Origin of the sequence: Ningiella ruwaisensis (genome assembly GCF_004798935.1) — a bacterium.
GTDB lineage: Bacteria > Pseudomonadota > Gammaproteobacteria > Enterobacterales > Alteromonadaceae > Glaciecola > Glaciecola ruwaisensis.
On the sequence record NZ_RAHT01000001.1, the window covers coordinates 268717 to 294089 of the forward strand.

The window sequence follows — 25373 nt, forward strand, 5'->3', positions numbered from 1 at the left end:
ATCTTTTATTAACATTCGTTTTAAACCATTGACTCATAACGAGTGTATTTCTATGTGCAGAGTACAATACAACTTAAAGAGGATGTTATGAAAAAAACAATAAGCTTATCTGCACTGACACTACTTAGTTTATCAATTTCAGGCTGTTTCGACAGCGATGATGATGATGACTTCACGCCAATAACCACACCACCTGTGCAAACAACCGGGGAAGTCCGTGTTATCCATGCTTCTCCAGATGCGCCTGTGGTTGATATCTTTAGTGGAAGTACAGCAATAGCGGCATTGCAGGACCTAGACTACCAGCAAGCATCAGGCTTTATTGAACTGGTGTCTAACTCATATACGATCAATGTTCGCGCAGAAACGCCCGGAGGAAGTGCTACAGTTCTAACCGTTGACGCTACTATTGAAGAAGACAAAGAATACAACGTTGTTGCCATTGGTGATACGGCGAATCTTGAGGCATTCTTAATTGTTAACGATGAAACTGACGTTGGTGATGGCAACGTACGCGCGCAAGTGCTTCACGCGGCACCTGACGCACCCACAGTTGATGTTTATGTCACCGCACCGGATGACGATTTAATGAGTGCCCAACCGCTTGCTACATTAGCGTTTAAAGATAACACCGGTCAGGTAGAAGTACCGGCGGGTGATTATCGAATCCGCATTACACCAGCAGGCGACGCAAGCACGGTAGTATTTGACTCTGGAACAGTGCCGCTACCTGCCGGAGCTGACTTACTTATTAGCGCAACAGAAAATGTGGGAGCAGGTTCATCCCCTGTATCCTTGGTCGTTGCAGACGGTAGCGCATCATCGGTGATTTTAGATGCAGCAACACCTGCGGAAGTCCGCGCCATTCACGCTGTTGCTGATGCACCTGCTGTAGATGTACTTGCCGTTGTCCCCCAAGGCGACGATATTGTATTGTTTGACGCTGCGCCGTTTAAAGGCGTAACGCAATACATTGAAGTCGCTGGCGGCGATTATGTCATTGATGTCGTTGCTGATGCAGATAACTCAGTTGTGGCAATTAACGATGTTGCCTTAAGCGTAATGCCAGGTGTTCGTTACACCGCAATTGCCAACGGAATGTTGACATCAGACCCTGCTACCATCAATCTTGATGTAGCTGTTGATGATGTTCGCCCCCTTGCAACGGCTGCACAAGTGCGCATCTTCCACGCTTCTCCTTCTACTCCAGCTGTTGATATTTATGTAACGGCAGACGGGGAAATTGACGAGGCAAGCCCAGCGTTCACAGAAGTACCTTATTCTGCTGAAGGTTTGGTAAGCACGGGATATGTGCAACTGGCGCCGGGTGATTATGTTGTTTCTGTAACACCAGCTGGCACCAAAACAGTTGCCCTTGAGACCGACGTATTAAGCCTAAACGGAGGGGATGTATATACTGCCCTGGCCGTTGATGGTGATATGGAAGGTGATGGTCCGCAATTAATATTAAGTGCTGATGCTTTAGGCCCTGTTCCAGAAGAAGAAATGGAGTAAAGCAAACACTATAAGCAAAATGCCCTGCTGATAAACGTATCAACAGGGCATTTTTTTTGTTATTTTAGCGGTGTATGCAACGTAATATTACTTTGGACATTACCCGCACTGTTGCCATCGCTGCGATGGTCATTTTCCATTTCATCTACGATTTAAAGCTATTTGGATATGTAAAGTGGGATATACCAGATGGCTCACCCTGGCGAGAATTCAGGTGGGTAATTATCACCTTGTTTTTCCTATGTTTAGGTGTATCTTTGGTCTTTGCGCACTCGCAACAATTCAATGCGCGTAAATTTATCACCCGTGTCTTGCAAATTGCGCTATCTGCTTTGCTTATTTCTGTAGGAAGCTACATTTTTATCAATGAACACTGGATATTTTTTGGCGTGCTTCACTTTCTGGCCTTTGCAAGTCTTGTCACCATCGCTTTTGTTCGCAAACCGCTTCTTAGCCTTAGTTTAGGTCTTCTGTGCTTTGCACTTGCCAGCTTTCAATATCTGACAAATCGTTTTCCTTTTCGGCTCTTCTTCGAAAACTTACCACACTATACCAATGATTACGTTGCGCCTATCCCCTGGTTAGGCATGGTGTTTTTTGGTATCAGCTTAGGGCATTCTACAATCTTAAAAAACGATCCGCTCAAGGCAAGCTTTGCAAAAATTAGCACGAACAGCATTAAAACTTGTTTGATTTGGCCGGGGCAACATAGCTTGTCAATTTACTTATTGCACCAACCTATCTTAATTGGCAGTTTATTTTTGATTTCGCTTATCGTTTAGACAAGCTTAGTCAGAAAAGTACCTTAAAAATGGATGAAGGCTTTAAACGCTACCAAACACGGTACGGAATGGGTTTCGGTTTTTCACCTACAAAACTAAATTGATATTGATTAGCTTCTTGCTGGCTAATCACTTCCCAGTTCAGTTCTTCAAAGGTCTGTTGAAAATTGTGACTTAAAAGCGGTGCCTGAATTTCAGACAAATAATGCATTTTTGTATCTTTGCCGCGCTGCATAAGAATTTCATATTGCTCGTAGTCGCTAAAACGTGTGGCATAAACCATCACCTGATTCACTTGTACAGGAGAAAAATTGTCAAAGGTGATGACATAACCTTCAGAGACGTCAACAGCCTGCACATTGGCACTAGCTGCAAGCATGAGCCCGCATAGCACGAGCGACCGGCAAGCATCACTGCAAGTTTTAAGCTTTTTCACTTTTCGACCTGAGGTTTTAATATGAGCCTCCTGTATCTTATTATCTTAGCTTATTTGAGCATCCGAATTATATGACGCATGCATGAGAAAGACCATTGTAAAGTGTCCACTCTCCATCAATGAAACTATTATTTAGGCGTATGTCGCGTATCCGCAACTGACGACCCACTAGCGCATATCGTGCTGACAAGTGTTTTAACGGCTCATCTTGCAAATGATGTGCAATAAACATAGACAGTAAACGATCAAAGGATGCCGGATATACTCTGACAACTCGTGAACGTGGCGCATAGGCAGCTTTTAACTGTTGTTCTTTGTTTGAAATAATGCCCGATAAATTTCGCAGAAGTTTACTCTTTTGTTTAGGTAATGCACTTAGAGGCATCAATTCATAAGATGCCTCAATCCCCTCGCCTCTCTTGTTAACAGACGCTAAACCCACACCAACGCACTCATATAGCACTCGGTAAATTTTTTCGCGCTCGTAAGGGTTCTCTGGCAAGTGTATAGTCATGTTGGCTTTATGCAGACTTGCTTCAATCTTATCAACATGCTCACTAGCATTTTTTTGTTCTGATTCTGCATATATCGTAGTAGCAGACGATTTCTCATACCGGGATACTTGCGATGCCCGAGCGTTAATTATCTCCGTTATTGTTGGATCATCGTATTGCTCTGAACCTTGAATTGATGGCTCTGAAGCTAAAGGGTTTGAAGCTGCAGGTCTCACAATAAAAGGTGCAGGCGGAAGCTCAAAATTACTGAAAAGCGATAATTTGCTTTGAGGTGGGTTTGATTGAACTTGATAATTTAAAGCGAGCGCTGTTGGCTCTTGGTCAGCTTCTTCAAAGCTCTCCTGCAGCTGATATTCCATTTCAGGTGACGCTTCGGGCAGGTGTCTTAATTCGACTATTATCTCACCTAAAAACACAAAACAAACTACGAGTAAAAGACTCGCCAACGCCCAACGCGAGTCTTGCTTACTTATGTCAAATAGCTTGTTCATTTCGGATTATCTATTTCGATTTTACCTGCTAGCTATCGAATCATATGGATAGCGGCAATCTGGCGTCGCTCTGCAAGCTCTCGCAATGTTGCCTGTTGCTCTAAACGTTTCTGCTCCTGCGTGTTTTTTGTGTTAAGGGGCTCTAACAGTATCTCGCTAGCATCGTCAGAATCATTTTTATTGAATGCTTCTGTTGCTCCTGAAACTGCCGCTCCTGAAACAGGGAGAACAGAAGTTTGAAGATTCGGTCTTGCCATCGGCGAAGGTGTCTGTAGCGCCATTGTGTTTTGCGCGGGCTCTGGTATTTGTGTTTTAAGATTATTGACAGTCGTTTCAAGCACCTCGTTTTTCACTTTCAAGGTCTGGATGGACGCTTGTAAGCCTTTAATCTGCTCAGCTTGAGCCTTTAACTGATTTTCTAAATATTGCGTTTTTTCCTGCTCATTTTGACTGGGCTTGTCAGAATGTGCCGATGCTGAGGTATCAAACATCGCAATATCGTTTTTTGTTAGCGCGTGGTCGATACTATCGATATCAGTCAAAGCCGTATCATTAACAGCGGTGAAAAGCAGATAAATGAATCCGGTTAAGGTAACGACAAAAAATAAAATTTTCATATCTTTGATTCCTGTTGCCAATCAATAAAAGCGTGATGCTCCTGCGCCTGAGACTTTTCAAGGTGTTTGGCAGACAAAATCCCTATCCAGGCCCGACAGATAAACGCGGTAGGCAAACCGACCACAGTCGTCATAAACGCCATTGAAAATTGTTTGGTCAAGCTTTGAATAATGCTGTGCACGCTTTCAGGCGTCAGCGTTTGTTCAGACAAACTACCAATACCCAAACTAATACCCAATAATGTAAAAGTAAGCGCGAGTGTAGAAATCCCATTCGCCGCCTGTAAGCCTGTTTCTGTCCACAAGGTCGTTGAATCCTGGTGATGCAGCTTAAAAATCGCAAATGCAAAACACGTTAGCAAAGCAAGGTAAATCACTATAAAACCTACGCCAAACAAGCGCTGCGCATGAGCAATCAGCTCAGGGAGTGTCAATTGCGTAACAAAACTGGCAAGCGCCAAAATAATAATGCTAATACCCAATACGCCATATAAAACAGATACTGGGCTACTGCGCTTTAAAACAGACATTAACGATAACCCGCTTTAGCCTTAAAGATATCTTGCGAGTCAAAGCTCACTTGCTTCAACCATTGTGAAGTTGCGTTTTGTTTGCTTTCAGCCCCTGCGTGAACCAAAAAAGTTAGTTCATAGTTAGCAAAGGCACGTTTAACAAGATGGTGATTTGAGTTAAGCAAACGCTCATCGCGGATCACCATACGCTCCATATCGGTAAGCTGTCGCTCCCGTTTATCGAGTCGGGCGATACGCTGTTCAATATCCAGCGCCGGATTTAGGAGGTCATTAATCAGCGCAGCTCGCTCTCGCTCCAAATTGCTTAACGATAAAATATTATCGTCAGCAAGAGATGGAGCGTTCATACCTAAACTGACGATGGCTAGCATGCACAACTGCACAAGCGAGCGATACGTTTTTGTTGTTTGTGTTAAAGCTAAGTGCTTTGTCTTCGCCAAGTCGCCGCACTTTTGTTTTTGCATATTCATTTTGTTTCTCCAAGACGTATTTATCCAAACCATTTCATCCAAAGACAGCCGCTATGACACCTTTTAGAGGAATAAGTCGACAGCGTTTGCAGGAGTTATCATTGGCTGCGCGTAGTCGTCATTTTCTAAAGACTGCTCGGCAATTGCATATTCGAGAGCCTGTGCATCAAGCGCGACCAATTTACTCATGTAGCTCAGCATTAAACCCTCTTGATCCAATAAGGACTGTTCGCTCGAAGCCTGAATTAATAGCTGACGAATGTATTCTTCTGTCGTTACCTCTATGCCATCAACTTTTGCCGACATATTCGCCTGATGTTCTGATATTTTTGCTTTTAGCTGCTCAATCTTTGCCAGATTTTGTGCAAACTCATTCGCATAAGGACTTTGCTCGGTAAACCCTTGCGCAGCAAAGCTTTGGTCAACCTCTTCCATTACTTTTTCCATACGCTTACGAGCAGCCTCCTGCTGTTTTTTAAGCACAAAGGTTTCTTGGTTTCTGGCCCGATTGGACGCGTCGTATAACTTGTTTAAGACCTTCTGATACAAGCCGATTTTTTTATCCAGAGCATCCCGTCTGAGTTCATGGCCTTGCTGCATATCATCTAAAAAATTAGATTTTAGCTGAACCAGATTAACTTTATCGTCAATCATTTCACCTTGAGCAGCATCAGCAACAACGCTTTGAAGCGCCTTTATTTGCGCACTCTGCTGCGCAATAGACTGTTCGAGTTTTAGCAAAGCACTTGCACTTGCAGACATATTAAAATCTTGTTGGATTCGCTTCTCAATGAGATTGGCGGGCAGCTCGATGAGAGATTCAGCTGCAACAGGCTCCCAGTTATTTGGCGTTTGTGTTTGCGCAAAAGCATTTGCATTTGTTAACAACGCGAAAGAAGCCAAGAGCAGAACCTTGCCAGTCTTAGGCTTAATAAAATATTGGTTAAATATAGACATAAGATGATCCTAAGTTATTGCATTGACCATTGGCGCGTGCGTGATAATTCATTGCGCAAAACAGGATTGATATTAAGCATGGCAAGTTGTCTTGCGTTTAAATCAGGGTTTAGCATGGCCGTAGCGGTATCGATAAAAGAGGTGTAATCCTCAAACACAAGATCTTGCTGTGCAAATCGCTGTTTAAAGCGGGTTAATGAGCGATTGGCTGCATCAAGGTCTCCCCCTTTTATAAAATTAACAACTGAAAGCGCGTTAAGCCTCATCGCTTCTTGATTATCGGGATGCTGCGCGAAAAATCGAATACCCTGCAAGCAGCGCTGAGCCTGATTTGCAAGCGCAAGATATTGCGCATGACTTTCGCTACTTTGAATGCCTTTTTCGCGCGCTTTTACTTGCTCGACACATTGCGTATCGAGCCTTTGACCCACTGGAAAAGCCTGCTCAACTACGGCACTTTGCGGCACTTGTGTACTGCCGCAGGCACTTAAGAAACTTGCACTTAAAAAGATTACACTTGCCGAGCGTAAATAGCGCCAATTGCCGGAACACAAAGCGCGTAACATTTTGTTGAGATTTTTCCCCAATGTACTTAGCTCAGTGAAGCTGCGGTTGGAGGTAAAACGAAGCATGGAAGTCCCCTGTTACTATATCGTTTGAAATACAATTAGGGGTATGAAACCGTTTGGCAAATTTTTTTGATTTTATAAAAATACTAGAAAATGAGTGAAAAAAACCCCGTCTATTAAGCATCTTGGACATAACAACTTGCGATGCCATAAACAGAAATTCACTATATGTTTAGTTTTAGGACTCCGCGCCTTTTTAAAAACGACCAACTTATACCAATTGCATAAGTTCTATTGAAAAACCGATTAGTGCCAAGACTAATCCAACGCCTCCTACAGAGTTTCCCCGACCGAGCACAACGCCTAAGCGTACAAGCACTTTACTGATGCTCAATATGAGAAGCACTAAGGCAGTAATTGCACTAAAAAATACATTGGCAAAAAATAGCATTGAAGGGTCCCAGGCAGACAGGCTAAGCACTGCTGCAATCCAAAAAAAGATAAAACTCCCTATCCAAGCTGTCTTGTTTCTCATAAACTTGGGCTTGGTTTCTTCAAACGTATCTTTAAGGAATTCAGAGGTCTTGGGAAAATAGAGTTCGACAGTGATCAACACTAAGCCTATAAGCTCAATAATAATTGCACACCATTGTATAAGATTTGAATACTCGATGCTGATTTCTCCGTGGTTCTGTATGAGATGCGTAATTACGAGAATATATAGTAACACTGCTTAATGTGATTTTATAAGCATGACTTCTTTTGATGTAATGCAAACAGCCAGACTACCCTTTAACCAATTCCTGCTGGATAAAATTCACAGACAAAGATTGTTTTGTGCTCCAATTAGCCAAATGCTCTATGTTAACGGTTAATCCTTGCTCATAGAGCGTTTCCAGATAATTATTCAGGCTTTGTATATCGGCTGCATCAAACGTCTCTGGGAGCACCAGTAAGATATAGCGACGATTGGCTTCTTTAAATTCAGGAAGTGGGATTTCCCAAGTCGCTTCGTCTGTTTTTTCCAGTGGCAAGGCTAGGTAAGAATCGCTAACCAGTACAACATCAGCCGGTATATTTTCCAGATTTTCAAATCGCACATGAAGCTCACACAAATTATCAAGATTCAGTGACTGAAACTCCTGAATTGCAGCAGGTTGAGACGCTTGATGCTGATTAACAAGCGCTAGGCTGGATGTATTATCACAATTACCTGCAAGGTCAATCGCGTAATCAAGATGAGTACTGGGAGGCGCATTTTGCCCAAACCAGGCGCCGACTAACATCAAAACAAGTAAAAATAAAACGGATAAAGTCATAAATGCCAGCTTTCGCTTGTTGGGCATTACACGACTCGTCCCCTTAGTATCTGTTCCTTTTAAAATGACTGATTTAGGAGCAATAGTTTTGTTCCTGTTTTGGTTTAGCAGACGTCGCATAGACGGTGCTTTTGAAATTGCTTTGGAAATTCCTTTTGAAATTTCAGCGAGTGCTAATGCGTTTCTTGGTGGTGCCATTTTTTCTGCAAACGCCTTTGAGCCAAGCATATAGACTTCACTCTCTGCCAACCACGCCCTTTCAACAAAATACGCCTCAACCTCGCTCAAAGAAGACACGCCGCTAAGAGAAAAGCGTATGTCGGGTAAAGGTTGCCTTAAATTTTCATTTGGTACAAAAAACCGGATGTCACATCCCATCTTCTGCCAAGAAAGAATAGTTGATTGGGCCTGTAAACACTTTTGCGCTAAATGGGAAATCATAGCAACCCTTGCGCCTTTGTGATCTACTTGACCGGTAGCAATAATAATCGAATCACTTGCTTGTACTGGCGATTCTGCAAGGCGCGATAATAGAGAAAGTCGTTGAGCGATACAACAAGCCAATTGCCAGCTTTCACCGGTTTGAATATCTTTATCGATAATCATATGGTGACTGTCTTTGGAAAAATAGCTGGCGACAGGGCTCGTTTGAGGATCAACAAATTCCCTGAACTGAGGCGTGATTTTACTGACTCGCGCACTATTTGCGATACTGACAAACGACGCAAGTGCATCACCTGTGCGGGCTCTTATTTGCTGAATTTTTACTAAACCGTGAGTTGTTGCAATAAATACGTGAACGAGTGGAAGCATGAAACCCTAATACAGCAAATATAGATGTGAATTAACATCAAAAATATGGAAAATCAAATTCGACTCAATTTGGGCTGGAGACAAATTGGTTTCAAAAACACCCTGACTTTTTATGCTTAGTTGAAGGTGCATGATGGATTTATCCAGGTCATATGCATTTGCGCTCTGAGGCATTGTTTGATTTTGATTACTTTCTATAAACAGATGGATTGTGTCTTGTTCATGCTGGAGACTGGCTTGCAGAGTGACGATAAGTTGCACATCGCCATTGTCACGTGTATGGGCGCTTACATCAAATTCTGCTTCATGCCTTATCATTTCTTTTTGAGTCAAGGCTTGTGAATCGTCACAATGTGTAGAGGCGGCCACTTGCATCGGTCCCTCTGCTTTTGCACATTGCTTAAGTACATTCAGGTATTTGCGCCGCAAACCTAAATCTCGATTGATGATCGTAAGGACATTCTTTGCTGAAGGCCTTGCAGGTGAGAGAACGGCATGAACAATCTGTGAATAGCTAAGCAAATCTGCTGAATTCGAACTTGCATCACTTAAGTCTTGCATACCTTTTAAAGCTAAAAAGCTTGCTTTTGCGCAGGTCTCAAGCGCATTATTTTTATTCGAATTTGGGTTCTGCTGCCTAGTCATGTGTTATTCCTTTTGATAGCTCATCTACAAGTATGCAACCGTCAGCAAGGAATTTTGCCTGCAGGCTTTCACTATCATTTAATAAAGGTCGGTTTTTATGCAAAAACCGCTTTAATACCGCGCTTAAACGTCCTAACAAAAGTGCACTATCAATATACGCATTGACATCCTTTAATATCGAGTCGGGTGTAAATCCCTGTCGATTATTCTTTGCAAAAGCCTGTTTAAGTGCGACTATGAGAGGCTCAGAGTTCATAATAAGTTCAAAGAGTTTTGAATTGTTGTTCACATCTTCTAGGGTAGGCACTTGCTCCTGAAAATCAACTTTCTCAATCAAAAAGTCCAGAAGTTCCTGATGTTCACAAACAAACTCTAGTAGTAAGGGAGCGCTTTGATGGGCGTTTTTTGTTTCTATTTGTTGTCGCAAAATATAAAAAATCGACAATAAAGTCTGAAAATTCACCTGTATTTGAGCGGCACATTTTCTAGCAACAGACAAATAGTCCTCGGTCTCAAGCCAACGCGCATTTAAAGAATCATTGTCTAATGGCTGTTTGTTTCGAAGCGACTGAATATGTGCAGATTGTAGTTTAGAAAATGCGATAAAGCGCAAGTAGCTTAGCGGAAAACGGCTAACTTGCCGAGGAAACTCAGCCATCAATACAAAGCGTGCTGATTGTTGTTTGCTAAGCATTTTTGGTACCTGCGTTAATGCTTCTATATCAAATCGTTCGTTTTCTAGCGTCTGTAAGCTTGAAAAACTCTGTGCACCTGTCTGTCCTTCTTCTAACTCATGTATAACAGCGTCAGAGTAGATCTTTAAAGCATGTTCAGACTCTGGCAGCGAGTTTCGATGCTCGTTGCCTGTATCATTGTGATTAAACTGCTGCGCAAAATGATGCGCTGACTGAAGTGCAGCCGTTTCCTGACTAATTTCATATTGAAAGATATCATTTACCACGGTAGTAAAACGCGTAAATCCCTCTTGGGCATGATGCTGCAGCCAAAAGCGCAAAATTAAATCATCATCAAAAACGCCGCTCGACTGCTGCTGCAAAAAAGACTGCATTTTTTGATACTTCGACAAGGCTTTAGCCCCTTGCAAATGCATTTTCAAATACTCATACACATCTTTTTGAATGCGTTTAGCTGTAGCCTGTATTGCATTTAATCCTCTTCCATCCAATTCGCTTGACCATGTGAAAAAGGCATCATGGACAAAACCAAGCAACCACTCTACAAAGCAGGCAAGCAGATTGATGCGAGACAGGTGTAAATAAAACACATGTTGATGAATACTTATTTTCAACATTTTTGAATTTTTCCCATCTGCGCTTAAATGCCTTGATGCTTCGTCCGTTTTATCATCCACCAGTAAAACCGATGCAGAGGACAACTTACAGGCATTATTTGTTTTTGTGAGTCTAGACCGCAAAAACGCGAGCGCCCGCTGAGATGTCACGTTTTCTTCCAGATAGAAACAGTTAAACAAAGCACTTTGCGCGTCTTCGTCAATGGAAATGTTCACAACCGCCCACATCCAGTGCGCCAGTTCGTAGCTCAAATTGGCATAATGACGACACACAATATGTTGGGCTAGAAGCTTAACGCTGCGCTCACTAAATTTTCTGTTATGAAAAATGCTGCGCTTATCTTCTTCGTAATGATGCTCTTTGCTTGACCTTTTGCTGCGCTGACAATCGTTTTTGGTCTGAAAAAAAGTGATTTCTTTGAGTAATGCAAATTCCCCTTGCAAGGTTTCACTGCAATAAATAAAAGACGAGCTTTCTTGCGGATTTGAATTAAGCGTACTGCTCATCTACACACGCTTCCTATAGCTAGCATGCTCTAGCCTGACGCGTCGCTCTTGCCATTTTATCTCACACGGTAAAATAAGCGGAACTTTGCCTAACAATAGTTCTCCATTCACCTCAATGTTTGCATCTGAATTTGCCTCCTGTAAAACTGGAGAAATACTTGCTGACTCACCTAAAGAGAGCAGAAGCAATGCATGCAAGTGAGTTCGAGATTGAAGGCTGTCTTCAGAGAGCCAGGTAAATTTTTGTTCGTTTGAATCAAAACACAGTAGTAAAGGAGTTTGGGTCATCAAAACAGATGATTGCATCGCTTTGATATAGTCTGGCCATATTTTAACTAAATCGGCTAAATCAACGGTTTGCTGCATGAGAGTATCTACGCGTAAATGCAGATTCTGATGTGAGGCCTGAATATGGCACGTCAGTTTTACCGCTTTTAATTCACTGCTATCTCCCAACAGAATTGTATCGCCATTGTTTAAGGGCCGAGCGCACTCATCTTCGAGCGCTTTTGAGTTAAGAAAAGTGCCGTTAGTACTCCCCTCATCCTGAATAAAAAAGCCAGAATTTTCACAAGCAGAATGTTCATGATCAGAATGTTGGTAAAAAACGACGCACTGCTTACCAAGTCGTGAAAGCGCCTTGTGATTAAGCTCAAATATCGACTTATCTTCTCCTATCACCATTAGCTCAGATGTATTATTTGCGTATCGCCCAATCTGTAGACGCGGAGAACGTGTGATAAGGACAGTTTCTGAATTGCCCATACCAGTAAAGAAAAGGGACGACTGGTGTTGAGAACATTCATAATTTAACTTTTTGATCAGTCGTTTGACGGCCTTATGTTGACGTTTTAGCTGTTTTTCATCTGCAATTTCAGCGAGTGCCTGATAGGCCTGGCGCAATGCTTTTAAAGGTTTATTAGCCCGATAGTTATTAACTGCTTTTGCCACTTTGTTTCTGGCAGCTTGTTCTTTTTCGTTTAAATCCATTTTCGACTGAGCATGTTCTTCTATTTTGCTCAGAAGTTTTCGTGCCTGTTTATCATCGTTATTTAAGTTTAAAGATTTGCTGATAAACAATTTGGCGGTAGTGACATCTCCCGCTTCATAAAAAATCTTAGCCTGTTTTGACAAGTCGTTGGATTCACGCTGCAGACGCTGCCAATATCCCAGTTGCTTCCCCCACTTACGTTGAAGAAAATACCACGGCGAACTGACGCTGTTATAGGTTTCTAACCATTGGTCTACCGATTTACGATCTGCAAAGCTAGCTAAACGGTAATGGTACATCTGGCGTTTTACCAGCATGGCAAGTATCAAAATCAGTACAAGAAACAAAACGATGCTCGAAACGAAAGAAGGCAAATAGGGATTGCCTATCCGCGCCAATGAAAATATCGCAGTATCTCGTTGATATTCACTTACGACATCGATGTCCTGTTGGCTGAAATATTCCATGATCAACAAGTTAAACTGTGCGGGCGTCATACGTGTTGCAACGGAAAACTGTGTTTGCATAATGGGAAACATGTTGCTCAATAAGCCGTCTTTTTTCTGACTCCTGATCAAACGCATATCTACATTTTGTGTTCGGGTGAGAACATAGGTACTTAGCGGCGCAATTTCGTCCAAAGTAAAACCTTCAAGCGTTAGCTTAAATTGTTGCTCTCGATTTTTCTGCTTCAGTGTTCGAGCAATTAAGGAGCCCAAATCTGCGCTGATGCTTTTTATAGCCGCTTGCGAAGGTTTTGTTTGTCCACTACTTAAAATAGGAATTTGCAAGGAATGCAGAATCTGAAAAGACAGCGGATCAATAAGCTCTGCGCTCATAATAAAAGAAGAATCATGATCAGTGCCTTCAGAAAGCGCAAACACAATGAGCAATTCGAGCTCTGGTACGCCAGTTTGTACAGCTTGAACAAGGGCTTTTTTTGAGTCGGCACCACATAGGCTGCGTTCACAACTTTCAAACACGCGAGACGGGCTGATAACACGATTTAAATCTTTCAGTAACGCGGCTTCCAGCTCCGTTCGCATAATTGAATAGCTCGGTGCTAGAGGCTCAACTGGCGTTTTATTTAGGGGGGTGCCCGTGTTTTCAGGCAAAGTTTGAGCGCTCGGAATAAGCATCACCTGCCAGTTTTTTGCGTTTGCATGCACGCAACAAAACAGCAGAGCAACTACAAAATACACTTTGCGTACGAAGGAGAAACTATTCATTACCATCACGGATGACCAATCGGAATCCAGTACTAATCGAACGCGCTGATTTAAGTAATCGTTGATAGGGTTGTTGTTCAATCGCTTGTTTATTTTGCATCCAATGACCACCGACTGCAGGTGCTTGATCGCATCTTTCTAACTGTAGTTTGACGTCTTGCCAACAGTCTTGCAACCACTCCTGCACATTTCCATGTACATGATATAGACCCAGTGAATTTGCCTTTAAACTATTTATCGGCAGCGTCGTGAGTTCTTCTTCTGAATCGCTTGTATAACCTGATGCTCCTTGGCAATCTGCGCAATGGGTGCTTGGCGCAATTTTTAGTCGCTGCTTACCCTGATTATTTGCAATGATTGGATCGTAGGCAAAGCGCAACCATTCCTGCATAGTCGGCAAAGCAAGCTGAGCCCGGGCAAAAGAAGAGGCAGATGAAGAGGCAGATGAGAACCTCTCGTTCAGTTGATTTTGCAGGATTTTATTTATCCATGGTAAAAACCCATTGCTAATGTCATACCAACTCACGTTTACCACGGGATGCATTGCCAACTGCAAATTCTGACGTTCGGCTGAAGTGGATACAAGGCGACGATTTGCACACGCCCCCGCATCAACACAGCTTTGCCACAATGCCTGACTGACCTCTTCTGTCATGACATAAAAATACTTTGCACTCGATGACGCGTTAGAGGCTCCCAGTTCCTTTCCATTCTTGTCTTGCGGGAGTGCCTGCTCGTAGGCAATACGCATAAAGCTTATTTCTATGTCTGAATGCCGGGCGCTTTTATTATGAGCAGGGGTATATTGAGAAGGAGGCGCTGAAATCATAAAACGAATAAGCGCTTCGCTCTTTTGCGGCAGTTCGCCTGTTTCAGGTAATACAGAAAAATGAGATGGCGAGGGCGCTGGCGCTCTGCTCGCTGATATATCTTGCTTAACAGCAGTGTTAGACACATCGTTTTGAGTTTTTGTAATAAAGTGACTTTGTCCAAGCAGATAAACACTTGCCAGATATGTAAGGCAAATCGCGCCTAAAATCATTATAGATAAGAGTGTTTTTCCGGGTGACTTATTCGTTGATGCCGCCTCTATCTCTGGCAAGGTCTCAAGGAGATTATTTAAAATAAGGGCTTTTTGCTCATCGCTTATTTCACCAAGAAATTGCCTGGCGTATTTTTTAGCTGCTTTGTCCTCTACTTTGCCGTGCTGCAAAATATGCTTTTCTAATGCGTTTTTAAGCTGGGCAACTTGCTCACTTTCACGTAGCGTAAAATTAAGGTTAAGCGCTTGTGTTTCTAGTTCATCAAATCCCGCGCTAAAGGATGCGTTTTTCTTGTCTAAAGGTAGCTCGTAAAGACTGTCTAGCGCCGCTAAAAATTGACCTCGCTTGCTATTTTTTAGCTTTGGCTCTATTGAAGGTTCAACCTGGGTGTCAATGAAGCTGCCGAGCGCTTCATTGAGCGCTTCATATAGTGCTTCATATAAATCAGCGGGGTTTGAGAATCTTGACTTGGCGTCTACTGACAGACCTTTATGAAGTAGTTTCAAAAGATCAGGCAAGATTGCGACGGGTGATTGGTCTAAATGTCTTATTAGATCCTGTCGCTCTCTTACATAAGTAAAACGTCCCAAAACAGCAGCGATGATCGCGCTAAGGTTATAAACTTCCGCCTGCTCTTCCGCCGTTTCAGAACCAACTATTTGTGAATGCTTTTCTGGCGCGGCATAAGGCCGCGCGCCATAATTTATTGGCTTTGGGCCCAGTTGCTTATCGTCTTCCTTCCAACTGTTAGCAAAATCAATCAGCCTGGGCTTCTGTTCAACAATAACAATGTTGCCAGGATGCAAATCTCCATGTCGCCAGCCTAAGGCATGCAATTTTATTACCTGCTGCACAAGATCAAGGCATAAACGCAGAATGCTTTGCGCCTCAAATGCAGTGTTTTTGCTTCCATCTTGGATGAATTGTCGAAGTGTTAGCTCAACAAAGGGGTATATAATGAGACTGGTCCCGTGTTCATCATTCACAGCATCAAGTGGTTCAAGCGCGATGCCGCTGTCTTTTATTTGCCTGAGTGCCAATACTTCCCGATGCAGTTTGACTCGTCCAGCTTCGGTCTTTGCTTTTTTTAAGACGTGCCACTGACCCGACAGAATATGCTGCGCTTTTAGCACCTCACAATCGTCGCTAACTTTTAGGTGTTGTAAATCTTGGTAGTCTTTTCGCTTAATACTCAATTTGCTCGCAAGAATAAATACTGTCTGCTGTAGGCAGATTATACCGTTCACCTCAAAGAATACGTAGGCTTATATTTTTGCATCTTTTTTGGTGAATGATTATTTAGTGCTTATTTGGCGCTTATTTATCAATACAAGCAAAATTCATGCTGATTTGACTTAGTTTTATATTTGGCTACTTGCAAAAGTTTACTTACGGCAGTTTTTTATTGTGCCTAATGATGGATTGTATCAGGATGAAGAAAGCGGCCTTCCCACTGCAAGATTTTTGCAGAAATTTCCGCATTGGCTTCCGCATTTTTTTCTGCATAGACTTCTGCATCGGTTTGTTCGTCAATAGCGTCGTAAACTTTAGTTCTATACTCTTCGTGTTTTATCGGATTGTTCTGCAGTCGAGCGGTATCTTGAGACTGACTCTGTGCAGACGTAAAGCGCAACGCATTTTGCATTTTTAGCGTAGACAAGCGCTTGAGATGCGCCTCTAGTTCTTTGTTACTGTGCGCTTGTAAATTCGCTTGTGAGCGCTGATGCTTTAAATTATGTGCAAAACTATCGCTATAAATATCGCTTTGACTATTAATAAAAAAACTGCGGAAAATAAATAAAACCGTCGCGAGTACAAAGCAAAAGGTAATGATGAACACATAACTTCTAATTTTCATAAGCGGTTCCTGATTTGCTATTCGCCGTCATGCTGCGTTTTATTGTCTTTTTTCATCTGCTTTAAGGAAAGCCAGCATCATGTCTTTGTGCGAGAGCATTTAACCATTGTTCGTTTAAAGCGGTAATATGAATATCTTGTTGAGTAAAGCGAGACTTGAGCGTCAAGAGTTTGTCAAAAGAGAGTTCCGGTGACACAGCCAGCACCAATGACTGATCATTAGCAAGCTGTTCAGGCTTTATTGGCTGTAAGTTGGCATCAAAAAACTGCTCATTTGCAAAAACAATAAACAATTGATTATCCTTTAGCGCAAGTGTTGAGCGCTTACTCTCTTGTCTTTCTCCTTCATTCATTTGCTCTGCATCTTTTCTTAAATCTGGTGTTAACTCCTTTTCGAGATAGATACCTTTTTGGTAGCGCAGCGACGCATCTGCATTTGTATCATGTTTTTCATCTGATGATGCGGCGCGCATAGCTCCGGCATCCAATCCACTTCCCATTGAAATGAGCGCCAGAATCAATAGAGCAAAAAAAGCCATGGATAAGCCTAAAGCCACTTCAGTCATTGCCTGAGTGCTATGATCAGCATTCGCATGTTGTGGCGAAATATGTGGTCTTGCAGCCGGCATTGATGATATCGCTGCTGATGGAGATAACGATGATGCGCTAGTTTGTGTTGGTTGATTTTGCATATACACCCAATTGGCAAAATTAATTGTGCTTTGTTTTTCTCTTCGATTTATTACAAGCTATACTTTCCAATTTAATGTATGAAACCATTAGCCAGTAAATTTTATAGCAATTTCAAATCACTCAATCATAGCGTTTAAGGAAAGTTTAATGCTCGCCAACTATCAAACTCAGCATAAAATGTACAAGAATAGAACGTTCAAGAATAAAACAACGCCAACAATCATCAATAAGTTCCTGAAAGGCTTGGCTATAGGTGCGAATTTATTATTCTCAGCCTCGCTAGTTGTGTCTGCCTATGCGCAAGAAACAGGCTCCCAGCAAAACGCCAGTAAAAGCAAGATGGAGTCGGTATTAGCTGAAGCACGATTAGACTATGCGGATGTATTCGATTTGGAATTTGCTGCAAATCCAATCTTTACGAAAGACGCCAAGCAAATCATTTACGAGCGTCAGCATATGGATATTATGAAAGATGCGCGTCAGACTGCGCTTTGGAAAATTGACCTCAAAACCAAGCGACATACACCACTTCTGCTTGGAAATAGTGAAGCCAGCAACCCTAGAAATGCGGTGCTCTCCCCTAGTGGCGACCGCATAGCGTTTGTGGCAAACGACAGTCAAGGGCCGCAAATATTTACCCTTTATCTGGATAACCTTAGCCTGACAAAACTGACCAGCTTAGCCGAATCACCAAGCAACATAACTTGGTCACCCTCAGGTGAACAACTGGCATTTTCAATGTTCACGCCAGGTAAGCCTAGTCAAATATTTAGTGACTTACCGGCAAAACCTGAAGGAGCCAACTGGGCGGGTAGCGCTCAAGTGGTTGATAAAACTCTCTATCGACGAGACGGCGGCGGGTATGTTAAAAACGGCTATAATCAGCTCTACGTCGTTCCAAGTGACGGCGGCACTCCTCGTCAGATTACAAGCGGCGATTTTCATCATCAGGGGCAACTTGCTTGGCATAGCGAAAAGCCGCTCATTTATTTTAGCGCACAGCGAGAAGCAAATTGGGAGTTAAATCCAAATCAGTCCAATATTTTTAGTGTGAACATTGATACCTCTGCAATTGAGCAAGTAACAGACTTTGCAGGCCCAGAATCCAACCCCATCATCAGTGAAGACGGTGAAAAGCTTATTTTCGAGTGGGTCAATGATAGAAAACTGGCATATCAAGTCAGCCAAATTATGATAGCCCCGCTTGACTCTCCTAAAGATGCCAAATCCCTTACGCCTGATTTAGATCGTCAAATTCAGGATATTCAATACCAAGGTGACGATATCGTGTTCAGCTACATTGATGGCGGTGAAACGAAGCTTGCCGAATTAAGTTTAAGTGGAAAACTTAAGAAACTTGAGGCCAATTTGGGCGGACAATCCATAGGCAGGCCTTATACAAGTGGCGATTTTGCATTGGCTGAAAATGGTGACATTGTGATTGTGCAAGACAACAGCAATCAACCTGGCGATCTTTTCTTAATTAACGGTAATAAGCGAACGCAGCTTAGTGATCTGAATTCAGATGTATTTGCTCATATCGAAACGGCTGTGATTGAAAAGCTAAGCGTTACATCAAGTGTAGATGGTCGCAATATCGACGCGTGGATTGCCTATCCCCCAGGCTATAAAAAAGACATCAAGCATCAGTATCCACTAATATTGGAAATTCACGGTGGTCCGCATGCTGCCTACGGCGATACCTTTTCGATGGAAGTTCAACTAATGGCTGCAAAAGGTTACGCAGTATTGTGGTCAAACCCTCGCGGCAGCTCGTCTTATGGCGAAGAATTTGGCAACACCATTCACCATAATTATCCTTCTGAAGACTACAATGACCTGATGGATGCGGTAGACGCTGCCATAGCAAGCTCAAACATTGACCAAGATAATCTGTTTATTACGGGTGGTTCTGGCGGTGGCGTGCTCACCGCGTGGAGTATTGGAAAAACCGACCGTTTTTCAGCCGCCGTAGTGGCAAAACCCGTAATTAACTGGTTAAGCTTTGCGCTTACTGCGGATATGTATCCGTTTTTTACGCAATACTGGATGCCGGGTATGCCATGGGAAGTGAAAGATCACCTTTGGAAATATTCGCCTTTGTCTTTGGTCGGCAATGTTAAAACACCTACGATGCTGTTAACAGGGGATGCAGACTACCGCACGCCGATCAGCGAAACTGAGCAGTATTACCACGCTTTGCGTCTGCAAGAAATTCCGTCGGTGATGGTTCGCATTCCTGGCGCGTCTCACGGGATTGCAGCACGCCCTAGTCATCTGATTCAAAAAGTAGGTAATATTGTTGCGTGGTTTGATCAATACAATTCGCAGCTTCAGTCAAACAATGAAAATTAAACTCACAAATTTGATAATTTAGATCTTAAAGGGGCGTTTTTTAAGCGCCCCTTTCATTTGGTAATCTGGTGAATACAGGTACGACGGTATGTGTTTTAGTTCACCTTTAGAATATTATCTTGCGACTCTCTATCTATAAAGCGTACAAAAGGGTCTACCCCGGCGTAGGCGGGCTTTTCGTCCAACACAATGACCAAAGTATTCTCCCCCTGCTCCAGCTGATGCTTTTTCTGATATAAAATTGTAGTATCGCTTGAAAAATCGTCCGGATCATCGTCAAAAAACGCAATATCTACTACATCAGAAAAGTCTTGCGGCGTCTCCTTTCCTTTACCATCTGCCTTATATTGTGAAGCATGGATACTCAGGGTGATGTCGTATTTACCATCATCTCTTTGCTCGGCAAGCACTTCATTCAGGCGAATATCATATACCGTGATTTGCGTAAACTGCTGCTCAATAAATGCATGATCACCTTTGGGAGCCTCTGCTTTAATCGCGGCTAGCAAATCAAGCGTTGTCGCTTGTTCATCTCGCGAAAATTTAAATTTTTCAATTAATCCTGACAACGCACGATTAAGCGCCTCTTCACCTATTCGATCGGCAATGGCCATCATCACAATAGAACCCTTACGATAATGAATATACTGCTGCCCCTCAGCGCGCATAAACGGCATTTCTTCAAGCTGTTCCTGAGTGCGTCCTCGCAGATAGCTGTCAAGCTCGTAGCTTAAAAACTCGCGCATTTTTGCCTGTCCATATTTGTCTTTCATAACCAACAAAGCGGCATATTGTGACAGGGATTCAGATAAAATTGCGCTTCCCTGCACATTGGCGGCATTGAGTTGATGCCCAAACCATTGATGGGCTACTTCATGCGCGGTGATGTAGTACACGGGGTCAATGTTGTCCTTGTCTCGTAAATCGGTAATAAAACCTATTCGTTCAGAATAAGGAACCGTGTTGGCAAAGCTTTGGGCGAATCTACGATACCCCGGAAATTCAATAATTCTAAGCTGCCGGTGCTGATAGGGGCCAAACACGCTTTGAAAGAGATCCAGAGAATCTTTGCTTGCCTCAATCATTCTATCGATATTCCAGTCGTGATCGCGATGATAGTAGATCGCAATCTCAACACCATTGTGCATGGCGGTTTTTACTTCTAAGTCTGCCGACATGATAGAAAAGAAATTAATCATCGGCGCATCCATTTCATAATGGAAATAATTGCGGCCATCTTCATTCCAATATTTTTGCAAATAGCCTGGTGCTATCGCTATTTGGTCTTCGCTGGTAGATAGCGTGGCTGAAAAATCGATGAGCCCAACAGTGGGACCAAAGAAGCTCTCAGTGTAACGGCTAGTATCTTCAAGATCGTAGGCGCGCTTGGGAGGAGGAAGATCGCGCTTACGCCTTTCATGGCGGTCATCTAAATAAACGCTTGTATTCACACCAAAATTAGGTAAAAGTTCAAAATTGTTGATGAAGGTACCATTTTGTACCAGCGTAGTATCTTCCCCGGCGTCTTTAAAGCCGAAGTGTTGACGAGACAAACTGATTTTACCCGAAACTTGCTGCTGGGGTGGTAAAGGCGTTTCAAATACCAGCCACGCCGTATCAAATTTTTCATCAACATCCTGCACTCTCGCTCCTTCAATATCGATACGCAGGTCGGAAGTATAACGCGGCAGATTAATAAGCGCCTTTTCTATAGGAGCATCACTTTGATTGCGCATCTCAAAATTTGCAATCGCCTCTATTTGTCTAAGCTCAGGAAAAATAGCCACATCAATATGCATTGATTCAACAATTGGAACGGGGGCATCCTCATATTGCGCGTAAGTTTTTTCGTAGTCAGCGCGTAAATCAAGACCATCTTCGCTTCCTACAAACTCATTAATGACTGTCGTGTTATAGTGAATAATTGTGCCAACGCCTATAAATACGAGCGTTGCAATAATCACCAGGCTCCTTCCGCCACTGCCTAACTGATATCCAAGCAAAGCAAAGCGTGATTTTAAGCTATTTTGCGGTCCCCGCTGCCACAATGCATAGCTAAGAGCAGCGAGCACAAGGGCTAATGCGCCCCAATAAAGCATGTAGTAATTTTGCGTGGTTAATGCCCATCCGTACCCATTCATATCTGAATATTGCATGACAGGTGCATTACCGTATTGAAACATATTGTGTTCAAGCCCAATTTGAGTAAAGGCTAAAGACACAAAGAAATAAGCTACAAAAATGAGCATTCCCACGTATTTGTTTGGACTCAGTGCCTGAATAAAAAAGGCAAGTACCACCAGCAAAATCCATTGCAATGCTGAAAAGTAACCCAAAGAAATGGCATATTGGCTTAAGTCGATATCTACAAATCCCTTGGATAGCTGAAACAGTATCGTTGCAAGCATACCTGAGAGTAAAACTGCGACGATAACGCACGATACTGCCAAAAACTTGGTCAGCCAGAAAGTCAAATTAGAGACGGGCATACTGTCAACAATATCGCCCATACCGACCGAGCGCTCTCGCCACACAACCTCGGCGCTGTAATAAGTAATGATGATTATAATGACTAAGCTGAAGGCTCCATTAATCATCTCGACCATGTATTGCGTTAGCGGCCAGTTTGGCGCGCCATATATGCCTGGCGAATCCGCTAAAATGAAAATCAAGGTGAAAAAGCAATACACCATTAAAATTAAAAAGGCCGGAGATAAAAACACTTGTTGCATCTCAAACTTCAGACGTTGCGTAAACTGCGCAAGAGCGCTGTCATTTGAGTATTTGGCGCTAATATCATTGTCTAGTGGCGGTTCAAAGGTGCTGGAAACTTGTTTAGATGCGCTACGTTTTTTCACAATACCAAGAGGACTGAAGAGGCGCGAAAAACCCATGAATATCACAAAGCCTACCGCCAACCACAGAAGCCGGTTATAAAGTACCTCTCCACTTAGGCCAAGCGTATCAAAATTGCGCTCTGCAGGCGTCCAGTAACGGGTGACTTCAGCAAAAGTACGAAGACCAAAGGGATCAAGTAAAGCAGCCAACTCTCTATCAGAGGGTGATGAGAAAACCTCACCGGTTATTACATAGAGAATAAATATCCCAAGCGCAATTAAGTACACCGCCATCATGCTTTGAAAGCGAAGCGCAAACGCATAGAAAAGTGCTGAAAGCACAAATAGCGTTGTAACAGAAAATATAAAATAAGGCTTTAAATAATAGGAAAGTGCAAAGGCGCCTACTCGCTCTTGGTCAAGCCATGGCATAAGGCTACCAATCATCAACGCCAGGGGGATCATGGCAAATACCGTTAAACACACTGCATATGCGCCAAGAAATCGACCTAATTGATATTGAAATGCTTGAAGCGGTTTTGTAACGATAATTTCATTCATACCGCTTGCTTCATTTCGCATTGCAGTATTGGCAACAAAATTAACAACCAGAAACATTCCAAAAATAGCAAAAATCAGCAGAGTCTGAGCGATGGCGTAAGGGCTATTTATATTTACATTGGACGATGCCCCAATTTGCACATTGTCGATGGTGATAGACAAAAACGGCAATAAAAAGAAAATAAGACAGGTGACGATAAACGATGGCTGCTTTGTAAAATAGCGCCATTCAAATTGCATCATTTTAAGAATCATTGTTCACCCGCGAATGATTAAGCGTGTTAAAATAAACATCTTCTAACGAAGCTGGAGCTGATTCAAAACCTTCAGGCTGAGTATCGGCGACAACATGTATTACGGTGCGCCCGGCAAACAAACGTGTTGATAAAACCTGTAAATCATCAGCAATATCTTCTACCTCATAGGGATGGACGGTTTTGCGCCAAATTTTGCCATCGAGACTTTGCGTCAAAGAGATGGGGTTCCCCTGCAGCAAAATTTCGCCCTTTCCTAGAACCGCCATGTTTTCGCAAAGCTCAGAAACATCATCTACGATGTGCGTCGATAAAATAATGACTTTGTCTCGCCCAAGGCTTACCAATAAATTATGGAATCGATTACGCTCTTCTGGGTCAAGACCTGCGGTCGGTTCATCTACAATCAGCAGATCGGGATCGCCCAACAGCGCTTGCGCAATACCAAAACGCTGTCGCATGCCGCCTGAGAATCCACTTACGGCACGTTTCCGATACTGGAATAGGTTGGTGTGCGCAAGTAAGCCTTCCACTGCTTCTTTGCGCTCTGCTTTATTGTTAATGCCTTTCAAAATCGCCAGGTGGTCAAGCAGGTTATAGGCACTTACCCGTGGGTAAACACCAAAATCCTGCGGAAGATATCCCAGGCGTTTTCTTAGCTCGTTGGGCTCGTTGATAACATCGACTCCGTCGAAGGTGATGCTACCTGTATCAGGCTGTTGAAGCGTTGCAATGGTGCGCATTAGACTCGATTTACCGGCACCATTTGGGCCGAGTAAGCCAAATAAGCCTTTATCAATCTGCAAATCAACGCTTTTTAGTGCATGAACACCGTTTGGATAGGTTTTTGAAACTTGACTGATTTTGAGCATGAACGCTTCCCTTGTGCAATAAAGATGCTACCAATTGCGTTTTATCTTTTAATTTGAAATCCTTAATCTCACTAACATAGCAAGCTTTTAAAAAAAACAAAACAAATTGAGAATCAAGGAGATGTTACGAGATATGTCAATCGCTCATTTCGCCACGAAGGCTTTTGCTCATAAGCAACTGTTGCTGCGTAAAACTAAGGTGAGATTGACTGAGAACATAATGTAATTTCGCTAATGCAGCCTCTGGGGTCATGTCCTTGCCTGACACAACTTGCGTGTCCTCAACGCTTTTCCCGGTTGCATAGCCTTTCATGTTTACTTTCCCTCTCAGGCACTGAGTGCAGTTCACAACAATGATATTGTTGTCTCTTGCGCGCTGGAGTTGTTGGAGAAGATCAGGGTGGCTTGGCGCATTCCCTACGCCGTAGCTAAGCAGTATGAGCGCCTTAACCGGCTGCTGAAGAACGTTGGCGAGCAATTCGCTGCTCATACCCGGGTAAAGCGTTAACATCCCTACAGGCTGACTTTGAATTTGCATCACTTTTAAAGGGGCTTTCGCTTTTGGGTCATCATGGCAAATATCGACATGGCTTTTAATATGAATGCCCGCATCAAGCAAACTGGGATAGTTGGGGGAATCAAAGGCATGAAATCCGTCTGCATCAATCTTACGGGCGCGATTTCCGCGATACAGACTATTATTAAAAAATAGTGTGACCTCTCGTATGGGGAAATTTGCCGCAATATATAAAGCATTTAGCAAATTTGCCTGTCCGTCAGAACGAAGCTGAGCCAGTGGAATTTGACTGCCTGTAATAATGACCGGCTTATTTAAATTTTCAAACATGAACGAAAGCGCAGATGCGGTATAGGCCATCGTGTCAGTGCCATGCAAAATAATAAAACCGTCATAAGCATCGTAGTTAGCTTGTATATCATCAGCAATCCGCTGCCAGTCTGCTGGCACCATATCGCTTGAATCAAGCAAGGTATCATACTCATGTAGCGTATAATTAGGCATCTCGGGGCGATGAAATTCTGGCAGACCTGCCAGGGTATCGCCTAAAAAGCCAGCCGCCGGAACAAATCCATTTTCGGATGCGCGCATACCAATTGTACCGCCAGTATAAGCAATGTAGATATGTTTTCTAAATGTAGCTGTCATATGCCTTGCACCGCCTGCCCTTTTCTTCAATACAT

At 42.9% G+C, this 25373-nt stretch carries 21 protein-coding genes; 3 read left to right on the forward strand and 18 right to left on the reverse strand.

Annotated elements, in window-relative coordinates:
* Nucleotides 1–87: 87 nt before the first annotated feature.
* Both D6V41_RS01090 and D6V41_RS01095 read left to right on the forward strand, forming a co-directional pair.
* Nucleotides 88–1515, forward strand: coding sequence for a DUF4397 domain-containing protein (locus D6V41_RS01090; RefSeq protein WP_136249648.1), 1428 nt, complete (start codon nt 88–90; stop codon nt 1513–1515).
* Nucleotides 1516–1589: 74 nt separating this feature from the next.
* Entirely contained in the window at nt 1590–2297 is a 708-nt protein-coding gene (locus D6V41_RS01095) for a heparan-alpha-glucosaminide N-acetyltransferase (RefSeq protein WP_136249649.1), read from the forward strand.
* A 49-nt stretch (nt 2298–2346) separates the two neighbouring features.
* Here the strand turns inward: D6V41_RS01095 and D6V41_RS01100 are convergent, their stop codons facing one another.
* The 15 genes from D6V41_RS01100 to D6V41_RS01170 form a co-directional block, all read right to left on the reverse strand.
* Complete coding sequence (locus D6V41_RS01100) at nt 2347–2676, reverse strand: hypothetical protein (protein WP_136249650.1); 330 nt, start codon at nt 2674–2676, stop codon at nt 2347–2349.
* Nucleotides 2677–2800: 124 nt separating this feature from the next.
* A complete protein-coding gene (locus D6V41_RS01105) occupies nt 2801–3739 on the reverse strand; it encodes a hypothetical protein (RefSeq protein WP_136249651.1) in 939 nt (312 codons plus the stop codon).
* 32 nt (nt 3740–3771) lie between these two features.
* Nucleotides 3772–4356, reverse strand: coding sequence for a hypothetical protein (locus tag D6V41_RS01110; RefSeq protein WP_136249652.1), 585 nt, complete (start codon nt 4354–4356; stop codon nt 3772–3774).
* Entirely contained in the window at nt 4353–4886 is a 534-nt protein-coding gene (locus tag D6V41_RS01115) for a hypothetical protein (protein ID WP_136249653.1), read from the reverse strand. Before D6V41_RS01115 ends, D6V41_RS01110 begins: the two co-directional genes overlap by 4 nt.
* Nucleotides 4886–5359 (reverse strand): hypothetical protein, encoded by a 474-nt coding sequence (locus D6V41_RS01120; protein WP_241664383.1) that lies wholly within the window; start codon nt 5357–5359, stop codon nt 4886–4888. The genes D6V41_RS01115 and D6V41_RS01120 overlap by 1 nt, the downstream gene beginning before the upstream one ends.
* Before the next feature lie 63 nt (nt 5360–5422).
* Nucleotides 5423–6316, reverse strand: coding sequence for a hypothetical protein (locus tag D6V41_RS01125; RefSeq protein ID WP_136249654.1), 894 nt, complete (start codon nt 6314–6316; stop codon nt 5423–5425).
* Between the two features lie 14 nt (nt 6317–6330).
* Complete coding sequence (locus tag D6V41_RS01130) at nt 6331–6948, reverse strand: hypothetical protein (RefSeq protein ID WP_136249655.1); 618 nt, start codon at nt 6946–6948, stop codon at nt 6331–6333.
* 208 nt (nt 6949–7156) lie between these two features.
* Entirely contained in the window at nt 7157–7498 is a 342-nt protein-coding gene (locus tag D6V41_RS01135; protein ID WP_136249656.1) for a hypothetical protein, read from the reverse strand.
* A 172-nt stretch (nt 7499–7670) separates the two neighbouring features.
* Nucleotides 7671–9017: a hypothetical protein gene (locus D6V41_RS01140; RefSeq protein ID WP_136249657.1), complete on the reverse strand. Its 1347-nt coding sequence runs from the start codon at nt 9015–9017 to the stop codon at nt 7671–7673.
* Nucleotides 9018–9023: 6 nt separating this feature from the next.
* Nucleotides 9024–9662 (reverse strand): hypothetical protein, encoded by a 639-nt coding sequence (locus tag D6V41_RS01145; RefSeq protein WP_136249658.1) that lies wholly within the window; start codon nt 9660–9662, stop codon nt 9024–9026.
* Entirely contained in the window at nt 9655–11481 is a 1827-nt protein-coding gene (locus D6V41_RS01150; RefSeq protein ID WP_136249659.1) for a hypothetical protein, read from the reverse strand. Before D6V41_RS01150 ends, D6V41_RS01145 begins: the two co-directional genes overlap by 8 nt.
* A complete protein-coding gene (locus D6V41_RS01155; RefSeq protein ID WP_168710922.1) occupies nt 11482–13701 on the reverse strand; it encodes an FHA domain-containing protein in 2220 nt (739 codons plus the stop codon). It abuts the gene before it with no gap.
* Nucleotides 13694–15940 (reverse strand): SUMF1/EgtB/PvdO family nonheme iron enzyme, encoded by a 2247-nt coding sequence (locus D6V41_RS01160; RefSeq protein WP_168710923.1) that lies wholly within the window; start codon nt 15938–15940, stop codon nt 13694–13696. Before D6V41_RS01160 ends, D6V41_RS01155 begins: the two co-directional genes overlap by 8 nt.
* Nucleotides 15941–16155: 215 nt before the next feature.
* A complete protein-coding gene (locus D6V41_RS01165; protein ID WP_136249662.1) occupies nt 16156–16602 on the reverse strand; it encodes a hypothetical protein in 447 nt (148 codons plus the stop codon).
* A 61-nt stretch (nt 16603–16663) separates the two neighbouring features.
* Nucleotides 16664–17293 (reverse strand): hypothetical protein, encoded by a 630-nt coding sequence (locus tag D6V41_RS01170; protein WP_136249663.1) that lies wholly within the window; start codon nt 17291–17293, stop codon nt 16664–16666.
* A 148-nt stretch (nt 17294–17441) separates the two neighbouring features.
* On the opposite strand from D6V41_RS01170, the gene D6V41_RS01175 reads away from it, so the two are divergent.
* Complete coding sequence (locus tag D6V41_RS01175; RefSeq protein ID WP_241664384.1) at nt 17442–19649, forward strand: S9 family peptidase; 2208 nt, start codon at nt 17442–17444, stop codon at nt 19647–19649.
* Nucleotides 19650–19744: 95 nt separating this feature from the next.
* Here the strand turns inward: D6V41_RS01175 and D6V41_RS01180 are convergent, their stop codons facing one another.
* The 3 genes from D6V41_RS01180 to ansA all read right to left on the reverse strand — a co-directional run bounded on the left by D6V41_RS01180 (nt 19745) and on the right by ansA (nt 25338).
* Nucleotides 19745–23302 carry an ABC transporter permease/M1 family aminopeptidase gene (locus tag D6V41_RS01180; protein WP_136249664.1) on the reverse strand — a complete coding sequence of 1186 codons (3558 nt, stop codon included), beginning with the start codon at nt 23300–23302 and terminating at the stop codon, nt 19745–19747.
* Complete coding sequence (locus D6V41_RS01185; protein WP_136249665.1) at nt 23292–24173, reverse strand: ABC transporter ATP-binding protein; 882 nt, start codon at nt 24171–24173, stop codon at nt 23292–23294. Before D6V41_RS01185 ends, D6V41_RS01180 begins: the two co-directional genes overlap by 11 nt.
* Before the next feature lie 136 nt (nt 24174–24309).
* Complete coding sequence (ansA, locus tag D6V41_RS01190; protein ID WP_136249666.1) at nt 24310–25338, reverse strand: asparaginase; 1029 nt, start codon at nt 25336–25338, stop codon at nt 24310–24312.
* Between the last annotated feature and the right edge of the window lie 35 nt (nt 25339–25373).

Excerpts from the sequence above, each read along its gene's own strand:
- D6V41_RS01140 (WP_136249657.1), bottom strand. The coding sequence starts at position 9,017 with ATGCTTCCACTCGTTCACGTATTTATTGCAACAACTCACGGTTTAGTA.
- D6V41_RS01120 (WP_241664383.1), bottom strand. The coding sequence starts at position 5,359 with ATGAATATGCAAAAACAAAAGTGCGGCGACTTGGCGAAGACAAAGCAC.
- D6V41_RS01180 (WP_136249664.1), bottom strand. The coding sequence starts at position 23,302 with ATGATTCTTAAAATGATGCAATTTGAATGGCGCTATTTTACAAAGCAG.
- D6V41_RS01115 (WP_136249653.1), bottom strand. The coding sequence starts at position 4,886 with ATGTCTGTTTTAAAGCGCAGTAGCCCAGTATCTGTTTTATATGGCGTA.
- D6V41_RS01090 (WP_136249648.1), top strand. The coding sequence starts at position 88 with ATGAAAAAAACAATAAGCTTATCTGCACTGACACTACTTAGTTTATCA.
- D6V41_RS01175 (WP_241664384.1), top strand. The coding sequence starts at position 17,442 with ATGCTCGCCAACTATCAAACTCAGCATAAAATGTACAAGAATAGAACG.
- D6V41_RS01095 (WP_136249649.1), top strand. The coding sequence starts at position 1,590 with ATGCAACGTAATATTACTTTGGACATTACCCGCACTGTTGCCATCGCT.
- D6V41_RS01130 (WP_136249655.1), bottom strand. The coding sequence starts at position 6,948 with ATGCTTCGTTTTACCTCCAACCGCAGCTTCACTGAGCTAAGTACATTG.
- D6V41_RS01155 (WP_168710922.1), bottom strand. The coding sequence starts at position 13,701 with ATGAATAGTTTCTCCTTCGTACGCAAAGTGTATTTTGTAGTTGCTCTG.
- D6V41_RS01105 (WP_136249651.1), bottom strand. The coding sequence starts at position 3,739 with ATGAACAAGCTATTTGACATAAGTAAGCAAGACTCGCGTTGGGCGTTG.
- ansA (WP_136249666.1), bottom strand. The coding sequence starts at position 25,338 with ATGACAGCTACATTTAGAAAACATATCTACATTGCTTATACTGGCGGT.
- D6V41_RS01185 (WP_136249665.1), bottom strand. The coding sequence starts at position 24,173 with ATGCTCAAAATCAGTCAAGTTTCAAAAACCTATCCAAACGGTGTTCAT.
- D6V41_RS01100 (WP_136249650.1), bottom strand. The coding sequence starts at position 2,676 with ATGCTTGCAGCTAGTGCCAATGTGCAGGCTGTTGACGTCTCTGAAGGT.
- D6V41_RS01125 (WP_136249654.1), bottom strand. The coding sequence starts at position 6,316 with ATGTCTATATTTAACCAATATTTTATTAAGCCTAAGACTGGCAAGGTT.
- D6V41_RS01145 (WP_136249658.1), bottom strand. The coding sequence starts at position 9,662 with ATGACTAGGCAGCAGAACCCAAATTCGAATAAAAATAATGCGCTTGAG.
- D6V41_RS01165 (WP_136249662.1), bottom strand. The coding sequence starts at position 16,602 with ATGAAAATTAGAAGTTATGTGTTCATCATTACCTTTTGCTTTGTACTC.
- D6V41_RS01150 (WP_136249659.1), bottom strand. The coding sequence starts at position 11,481 with ATGAGCAGTACGCTTAATTCAAATCCGCAAGAAAGCTCGTCTTTTATT.
- D6V41_RS01110 (WP_136249652.1), bottom strand. The coding sequence starts at position 4,356 with ATGAAAATTTTATTTTTTGTCGTTACCTTAACCGGATTCATTTATCTG.
- D6V41_RS01170 (WP_136249663.1), bottom strand. The coding sequence starts at position 17,293 with ATGCAAAATCAACCAACACAAACTAGCGCATCATCGTTATCTCCATCA.